The 6,858-nt window shown below is 64.0% G+C and carries 7 protein-coding genes; 2 read left to right on the forward strand and 5 right to left on the reverse strand.

Going from position 1 to position 6,858, the window contains the following annotated elements; genetic code table 11:
• Positions 1-104: 104 nt before the first annotated feature.
• The 5 genes from EAV90_RS32505 to EAV90_RS32525 form a co-directional block, all read right to left on the reverse strand.
• Positions 105-863, reverse strand: a complete 759-nt coding sequence (locus EAV90_RS32505) for an SDR family oxidoreductase (RefSeq protein WP_122402564.1) — start codon at positions 861-863, stop codon at positions 105-107.
• Between the two features lie 26 nt (positions 864-889).
• Positions 890-1,648 carry a proteasome-type protease gene (locus EAV90_RS32510; RefSeq protein WP_122402565.1) on the reverse strand — a complete coding sequence of 253 codons (759 nt, stop codon included), beginning with the start codon at positions 1,646-1,648 and terminating at the stop codon, positions 890-892.
• A gap of 86 nt (positions 1,649-1,734) precedes the next feature.
• Positions 1,735-2,577 carry a transglutaminase family protein gene (locus tag EAV90_RS32515; protein ID WP_129145771.1) on the reverse strand — a complete coding sequence of 281 codons (843 nt, stop codon included), beginning with the start codon at positions 2,575-2,577 and terminating at the stop codon, positions 1,735-1,737.
• 195 nt (positions 2,578-2,772) lie between these two features.
• Positions 2,773-3,717: an alpha-E domain-containing protein gene (locus tag EAV90_RS32520; RefSeq protein ID WP_122402567.1), complete on the reverse strand. Its 945-nt coding sequence runs from the start codon at positions 3,715-3,717 to the stop codon at positions 2,773-2,775.
• Between the two features lie 4 nt (positions 3,718-3,721).
• Complete coding sequence (locus EAV90_RS32525; protein WP_129145772.1) at positions 3,722-5,140, reverse strand: circularly permuted type 2 ATP-grasp protein; 1,419 nt, start codon at positions 5,138-5,140, stop codon at positions 3,722-3,724.
• Positions 5,141-5,422: 282 nt separating this feature from the next.
• Between EAV90_RS32525 and EAV90_RS32530 the strand changes: the two genes are divergently transcribed.
• Both EAV90_RS32530 and gpt read left to right on the forward strand, forming a co-directional pair.
• Entirely contained in the window at positions 5,423-6,160 is a 738-nt protein-coding gene (locus tag EAV90_RS32530) for a competence/damage-inducible protein A (RefSeq protein ID WP_122402569.1), read from the forward strand.
• Positions 6,161-6,196: 36 nt separating this feature from the next.
• Positions 6,197-6,724, forward strand: a complete 528-nt coding sequence (gene gpt, locus EAV90_RS32535; protein WP_122402570.1) for a xanthine phosphoribosyltransferase — start codon at positions 6,197-6,199, stop codon at positions 6,722-6,724.
• Positions 6,725-6,858 lie beyond the last annotated feature (134 nt).

A 6,858-nucleotide genomic window follows, 5' to 3' on the forward strand; every position in this document is an offset into this window, starting at 1 on the left:
TTGTGGAGATGGCTCGCGGACTTAACTCCCATCACCCTGTAGCCAGGCAGCAGCAGGCGCCACTTGACGCCTACTGTGTATGGGGTTGTTCTCGCGCTTTTTGTTCAACCCCGCCCCACGAACGGCATCTTGGTCGCCATCACCGTCATGGTCAGCACGTTGGCGTCGAGCGGCAGGCTGGCCATGTAGGCCACGGCATCGCCGACCGCTTTCGCGTCCATGCGCGGCTCGTGCTTGGTGGTGCCATCAGGCTGAAGCACGCCGGGGCCGTTGACCATGCGGTCGGTCATCGGCGTTGCCGCATTGCCGATGTCGATCTGGCCGACCGCGATGTCGTACATGCGGCCGTCGAGGTTGGAGGCCTTGGTGAGGCCGGTGATCGCGTGCTTGGTCGAGGTGTAGGCCGCTGAGAACGGCCGCGGCGCATGCGCCGAGATCGAGCCGTTGTTGATGATGCGGCCGCCGCGCGGGGTCTGGTCCTTCATGATGCGGAAGGCGTGCTGAGTGCACAGGAACGGGCCGGTGAGGTTGGTGTTCACCACCGCCTGCCACTGCTCGAGGCTGAGATCCTCGAAGTTCACCGCCGGCGCGCCCATGCCGGCATTGTTGAAGAGCACGTCGAGGCGGCCATAGGTCGTCTTCACCTTGTCGAACAGCGCGGCGATCTGCTCCGGCTTGGTCATGTCGGCGGTGACGCACAGGCTCTTCCCCGCGGGGCCGAGCTTCGCGGTCTCCTCGAGCATGTCGAGCCGGCGCCCTACGAGCACCACGGTGAAGCCGGTGTTCATCAGCGCCAGCGACGCCGCGCGCCCGACCCCGGTGCCGGCGCCCGTCACCACTGCGATCTTTTTCGCTTCACTCATCGTTTCCTGCCTTTTCTCTTGAGCTGTCAGGTTTTGGATTCTTTTTCGTTCTTGTAGGGCGGCCGCGGAATGTTCTGGTGCGCGGCGCGCAGCGCCGCCGACCAGCGCGAGCGCAAATCGTGGAAATAGGGCTCGCCCGCCTCGATGCGGTGATTGAGATCGGCCTCACAGGCATCGTTCCGCACCACCAGCACGTCGATCGGCAGGCCGACGCCGAGGTTCGAGCGCATGGTCGAGTCCATCGAGATGAGGCCGGTCTTCAGCGCCTCGTACAGCTCGACGTCGTAATGCATGGCGCGGTCGAGCACCGGCTTGCCGTATTTGTGCTCGCCGATCTGCAGGTAGGGCGTGTCGGTCGTGCACTCGATGAAATTGCCGGCGGTGTAGACCATGAACAGGCGCATGCGCGCGCCCTTGATCTGGCCGCCGAAGAGGAAGGAGACGTCGAACGACACGTCCTCCGATTTCAGCGCCGGCCCTTCGGTCGCATGCACCGCCCGGATCGCCCGGCCAATGCGCTGGGCGGCCTGGAACATGGTCGGCGCGTTCATCAGCGTCTCGACCTCGCCCGTGTTGGGGTCCTCCAGGCCTTCGGTCAGGGTGGAGAGCACCGACTGGCTGATCGCGAGGTTGCCGGCGCTGGCGATCGCCATGATGCGCTCGCCGGGCTTGGAGAAGATATGCAGCTTGCGGAAGGTCGAGACGTTGTCGAGGCCGGCATTGGTGCGGGTATCGGCGATCATCACCAGACCATCCCGAACCAAGATTCCGCAGCAATAGGTCATTTCCAGTCCTCGACGCGAGCGTTTGCGCGCAAGTACTAGCCAATTTCGGGGGCCGGTCCAACCCCCGATTGCAGGCGGTGACGGAGCTAGCTCTGTCGCTGCGATTGCGACTGCCCGCCGCGGCCGGCCTGCTCGACCTTCACGGCCACCGCCAGCGTTTCCGTGCCACCGCCATAGCGGGTGCCACGCACCGGGGCTGCGCCGAGATAGTCGAGCCCGATCGCAACGCGGACATGGGCGTCGGTCGCGCAGATGCTGTTGGCGGGATCGAACCCGACCCAGCCGAGATCGGGCACGTAAGCCTCCGCCCAGGCGTGCCCGGCGTCCTGATGCACCATGTCGTCTGCACGCAAGAAATGCCCGGAGACGAAGCGCGCGGGCACGCCGCCGGCGCGGGCGCAGGCGATGAAGATGTGCGCGTAATCCTGGCAGACACCGCGCTTGAGCGCGAATGCCTCCGCCGCGGACGTGCCGCTGTTGGTGTGGTCCTGGTCGAACGTCATGTGATCGGCGATTTGCGTCATCAGCGTGTGCAGGAAGCCCAGCGTGTCGCTCTCGGCTTCGCTCCGCAACTGGCGCGCGACCGCCGTCATCGCCGGATTGACGGAGGTGAGGTCGGTGGAGCGCAGGAACATGCCGGCCGGGAAACGCTCGTCAGTGCCGCGCAGCACGCCGCCGGTGTCGTGGGTCTCGATCAGCCCCTCGGCGGTGATCTGGATGTCGGCGACAGGTCCGCAGGACAGCACGTGTATGACGTTGCCGAACGCATCCTCATGCATGTCGAGCTTGGTGTCGGTGGAGACGTCGATCTGCCATTCCGCGACGTACTGCCCATCATGGCTGCCCGGCGTCATGCGCAGGATCTGGATCACGCCCGTGACCGGCGGCTCGTAGCGATAGGTCGTGGTGTGCTGGATTCGCAGGCGCATGGTGGACCGTGCAGTTAGTGGTTAGCCCGACTGCTCCCGCGAAGAAGCTCGTCATGCCCGGGCTTGTCCCGGGCATCCACGTTCTTCCTCGTCGCGTGAAAGCAAGAACGGTGGACGGCCGGGACATCTAGCGCGAAGACGCGCTTCGCGCTTTGCCCGGCCATGACGATATCCCATTTCGTCAGTCGGGGGACATCAGATCAAATACTGCTTCGTAATGATTTCGCCCAGCCTGGAATTGTCCGCGATGAATTCCTGAATGAATTCATGCACGCCATGCTGGAAAATGTCGTTCATGTTGCTGTGTTCCAGCCGGTTGCGGATGCCGCGGGCGTGGCGCTGGGCCGGGCCCTGGCGGCCATAGGCGACGCCGATCTGGTCGAGGTTGCGCACGAGGTTGCCGTAGCAGCTGGCGAGCGAGCGCGGCAGCGTGTCGTTGAGGATCAAGAGATCCGCGATCAGCCACGGCTTCAACGTCTCGCGATAGACCCAGTGATAGGCGGTCAGCGCCGAGACCGAGCGCAGGATCGAGCTCCACTGGTAGAAGTCGAGCGGGCCGCCGACGTGCTCCTCCTCGGGCAACAGCACATGATATTTCACGTCGAGAATGCGCGCGGTGTTGTCGGCGCGTTCCAGATGCACACCCATCCGCGAGAACCAATAGGCATCGTTGCGCAGCATGGTCCGGTAGGCCGAGCCGTCGAACCGCAGCGAGGTCTCCTGCACGAAGCGGAGGAATTTGGCGAGATCCTCGCGCGTCGAGGTGCCCTTGCTCCAAACAGCCTGGAGCTCGATCCAGGCCGAGTTGATGGTGTCCCACATCTCACTGGTCAACGCCGTGCGCACCGAGCGAGAGTTCAGCCGCGCCGCTTCGATGCAGTTTCTGATCGAGGACGGGTTGTTCGGCGAGAACGAGAGATACTCGACGACGTTGTGCTCGTTGGCTTCCTCATAGGCCTGATAGAAGCTGGCGGCGACGCCGGCGGTGAGCAGCGCCGAGTCCCATTCGTTGGTCTTGCCGATATAGGCGGCGGGAAGCGCGGTGACGCGCAGCGTCGCATCGATGGTGCGCGCGAGATATTCGGCCCGTTCGACGTAGCGGGCGAGCCAATAGAGGTTTTCGGCGGTACGCGACAGCATCTCTCTACTCGTCCAGAATCCAGGTGTCCTTGGTGCCGCCGCCCTGGCTCGAATTCACCACCAGGGAGCCCTCCTTCAGCGCGACGCGGGTGAGGCCGCCCGGCACGATCGTGGTGCTCTTGCTGCCCGTGAGCACGAAGGGGCGAAGATCGACGTGGCGCGGGGCGAGGCCGGATGCGGTGCAGGTCGGGCAGGTCGACAGCGCCAGCGTCGGCTGCGCGATGAAACCTTCCGGCTCGCGCTTGAGCTTGTCACGGAATGCCTCGATGGTCGCTTTGGTCGCGGCGGGCCCGATCAGCATGCCGTAGCCGCCGGAGCCATGCACCTCCTTGACGACGAGCTCGCCCAGATTGTCCAGCACATAAGCGAGGTCCTTCGGCTCGCGGCAGCGCCAGGTCGGCACGTTCTTCAGGATCGGCTCCTCGCCGAGATAGAATTTCACGATGTCAGGCATGTAGGAGTAGATCGCCTTGTCGTCGGCGATGCCGGTGCCGACGGCGTTGGCGAGCGTGATGTTGCCGGCGGCGTAGGCCGACATCAGCCCGGGCACGCCGAGCACGGAATCGGGGCGGAAGGTGAGAGGATCGAGGAAATCGTCGTCGACACGGCGATAGATCACGTCGACCCGCTTCAGCCCTTCCGTCGTCCGCATGAACACTTCGTTGTTCTTGACGATGAGGTCGCCGCCCTCGACCAGCTCGATACCGAGCTTGTCGGCGAGGAACGAGTGCTCATAATAGGCCGAGTTGTAGACGCCCGGCGTGAGCAGGGCGACGGTCGGCTCGCCGGATGCGCTTTGCGGCGCGACCGAGCGCAGCGCCGAGAGCAGTTCGTCCGGATAGCGTTCGACCGGCGCCACCTTGTGGCGGGCGAACAGATCCGGAAACAGCCGCATCATGATCTCGCGGTTTTCCAGCATGTAGGACACGCCCGACGGCGTGCGGGCATTGTCCTCCAGCACGATGAAGTCCTCGGCATCGACCCGGACGATGTCGATGCCGGCAATGTGCACGTAGACATCGTGCGGCACGTGCTGGCCGTTCATCTCGGGGCGGAACACCGGGTTCTGGAAGATCAAATCGTCGGGCACGACCTCGGCGCGGAGGATGTCGCGGCCATGATAGATGTCGCGCAGGAACATGTTGAGCGCGCGCACCCGCTGCTTCAGGCCCTTCTCCAGCAGCGCCCATTCCTTGCCGGACATGATTCGCGGGATCACGTCGAAGGGGATCAGGCGCTCGGTGGACTCGGAATCGCCGTAGACCGCGAAGGTAATGCCGATCCGACGGAACAGGAGCTCGGCTTCCTGGCGCCGATATTCGAGGGCCTCGGGAGGCGTCTCCTTGAGCCAGCGCGCCAGCTCCTGATAGGCGGGGCGAAGGTCCCCGCCGGGAATATTCATTTCGTCAAACGCGACTGCCATGGATTCCGACTGTTCTCCCCCAGGCCTTGCACCATCGATCAGGTCGCTTGGGCCTTGCTGAAGACCGCAACGTCCTGTGGCCATGCCGTGAGAGTGCATGACTTCCGTAGGAGGTAGCAAGGGCCGGGCCAGCGCGATAAGCATGGAGAAGGGGCATTTGCTGGGGATGGCCGGCGGCTTGCCTGAAAAAATGGCTGAGGACTGCTTATTTCAGCAGCAAAACCGCGTGACTTCAACGCGTTACCTCGGCAGAGTCGGCGTCACAGGTGAGGGACTTAAGGCATGAGCGAGATCGTCACGGCGGGCATTCTGGTCATTGGGGACGAAATCCTGTCCGGCCGGACCAAGGACAAGAACATCGGCTTCATCGCCGAATACCTGACCAATATCGGCATCGACCTGAAGGAGGTCCGGATCGTCTCCGACGACGAGGCCGACATCATCGCCGCCCTGGACGCACTCCGGCATCGCTACACCTATGTCTTCACGACGGGCGGCATCGGGCCGACCCATGACGACATCACAGCCGACAGCGTTGCCAAGGCATTCGGCGTCGGCATCGATCATCATCCGGAGGTGGTTGCGCGTTTCCGCGAGCGCTGGAGCGAGCAGGACCTCAATGAGGCCCGCCTGCGCATGGCCCGCATTCCCGACGGCGCCGAACTGATCCAGAGCGCAACCATCCTCGCTCCCGGCTTCAAGATCGGCAACGTCATCGTGATGGCCGGCGTGCCATCGATCATGCAGGCGATGATGGACATCGTCTCGCCCAAGCTGAAATCCGGCGTGCGCATGCTCTCCGAATCGGTTCGCGCGAACGCCCGGGAGGGCGACATCGGGAGTCCGTTGCGGGCAATCGCGGCCGCCCATCCCGAAACGATCATCGGCAGCTATCCGTTCATGGACGAGGAGCAGAAGCCCAACACCAATCTGGTGGTGCGCTCGCGCGATCCGGCGAAGCTGGCCGCGGCGATGGCCGCCGTGAAGGAAATGCTGGCGGGATTGAACGTCACCCGCTAGCAGGGACTTTGCCGGCAGACGAAGCAGGAGATGACAATGGCTGGTGAAGCACCGGAACTGAGCGCGCAGGAGCGGGCGGGCAAGGCCTTCCCGGTCTCGTGGGACCAGTTCCACCGGGATTGCCGGGCGCTGACCTGGCGGCTCAACGAAGTTGGTCCGTTCCATGCGGTGATCGCAATCACCCGCGGCGGCCTGGTGCCTGCTGCGATCGTGGCGCGCGAACTCGGGGTGCGCGTCATCGATACGGTTTGCATTGCGAGCTACGACCACACCAAGCAGGGCGAGCTGCAGGTCCTCAAGGGCATTTCCGAGGCGGCGATGAAGCTCGGCGGCGGCACCGGCAGGGGGCTGCTCATCGTCGACGATCTCGTCGACACCGGCAAGACCGGCAAGCTGGTGCGTGAGATGCTGCCCGATGCGCATTTCGCCACCGTCTACGCCAAGCCGAAGGGCCGCCCGCTGGTCGACACTTTCATCACGGAAGTGTCGCAGGACACCTGGATCTTCTTCCCCTGGGACACCGCGCTGTCCTACCACCCGCCGCTCCGTGACGGGGCGGCGTGACCGTCCCCGTCATTGCTGTCGATGTTCAATAATTCGCTGATTGGATCGCGGTGGTCTTGGAAGCGGCGAAAGCCTTGGGAGTTTGTCCTGCCAAGGCCTGATGGGGTCTGTGGTTGTTGTAGTAGACGAGGTAC

The organism is Bradyrhizobium vignae (genome assembly GCF_004114425.1).
In the GTDB taxonomy this organism is placed as follows: Bacteria; Pseudomonadota; Alphaproteobacteria; order Rhizobiales; family Xanthobacteraceae; genus Bradyrhizobium; species Bradyrhizobium vignae.

Bases quoted from the DNA above. Each gene is read 5' to 3' on its own strand.
- EAV90_RS32515 (WP_129145771.1), bottom strand. From the start codon at position 2,577: ATGCGCCTGCGAATCCAGCACACCACGACCTATCGCTACGAGCCGCCG.
- EAV90_RS32525 (WP_129145772.1), bottom strand. From the start codon at position 5,140: ATGGCAGTCGCGTTTGACGAAATGAATATTCCCGGCGGGGACCTTCGC.
- gpt (WP_122402570.1), top strand. From the start codon at position 6,197: ATGGCTGGTGAAGCACCGGAACTGAGCGCGCAGGAGCGGGCGGGCAAG.
- EAV90_RS32530 (WP_122402569.1), top strand. From the start codon at position 5,423: ATGAGCGAGATCGTCACGGCGGGCATTCTGGTCATTGGGGACGAAATC.
- EAV90_RS32505 (WP_122402564.1), bottom strand. From the start codon at position 863: ATGAGTGAAGCGAAAAAGATCGCAGTGGTGACGGGCGCCGGCACCGGG.
- EAV90_RS32510 (WP_122402565.1), bottom strand. From the start codon at position 1,648: ATGACCTATTGCTGCGGAATCTTGGTTCGGGATGGTCTGGTGATGATC.
- EAV90_RS32520 (WP_122402567.1), bottom strand. From the start codon at position 3,717: ATGCTGTCGCGTACCGCCGAAAACCTCTATTGGCTCGCCCGCTACGTC.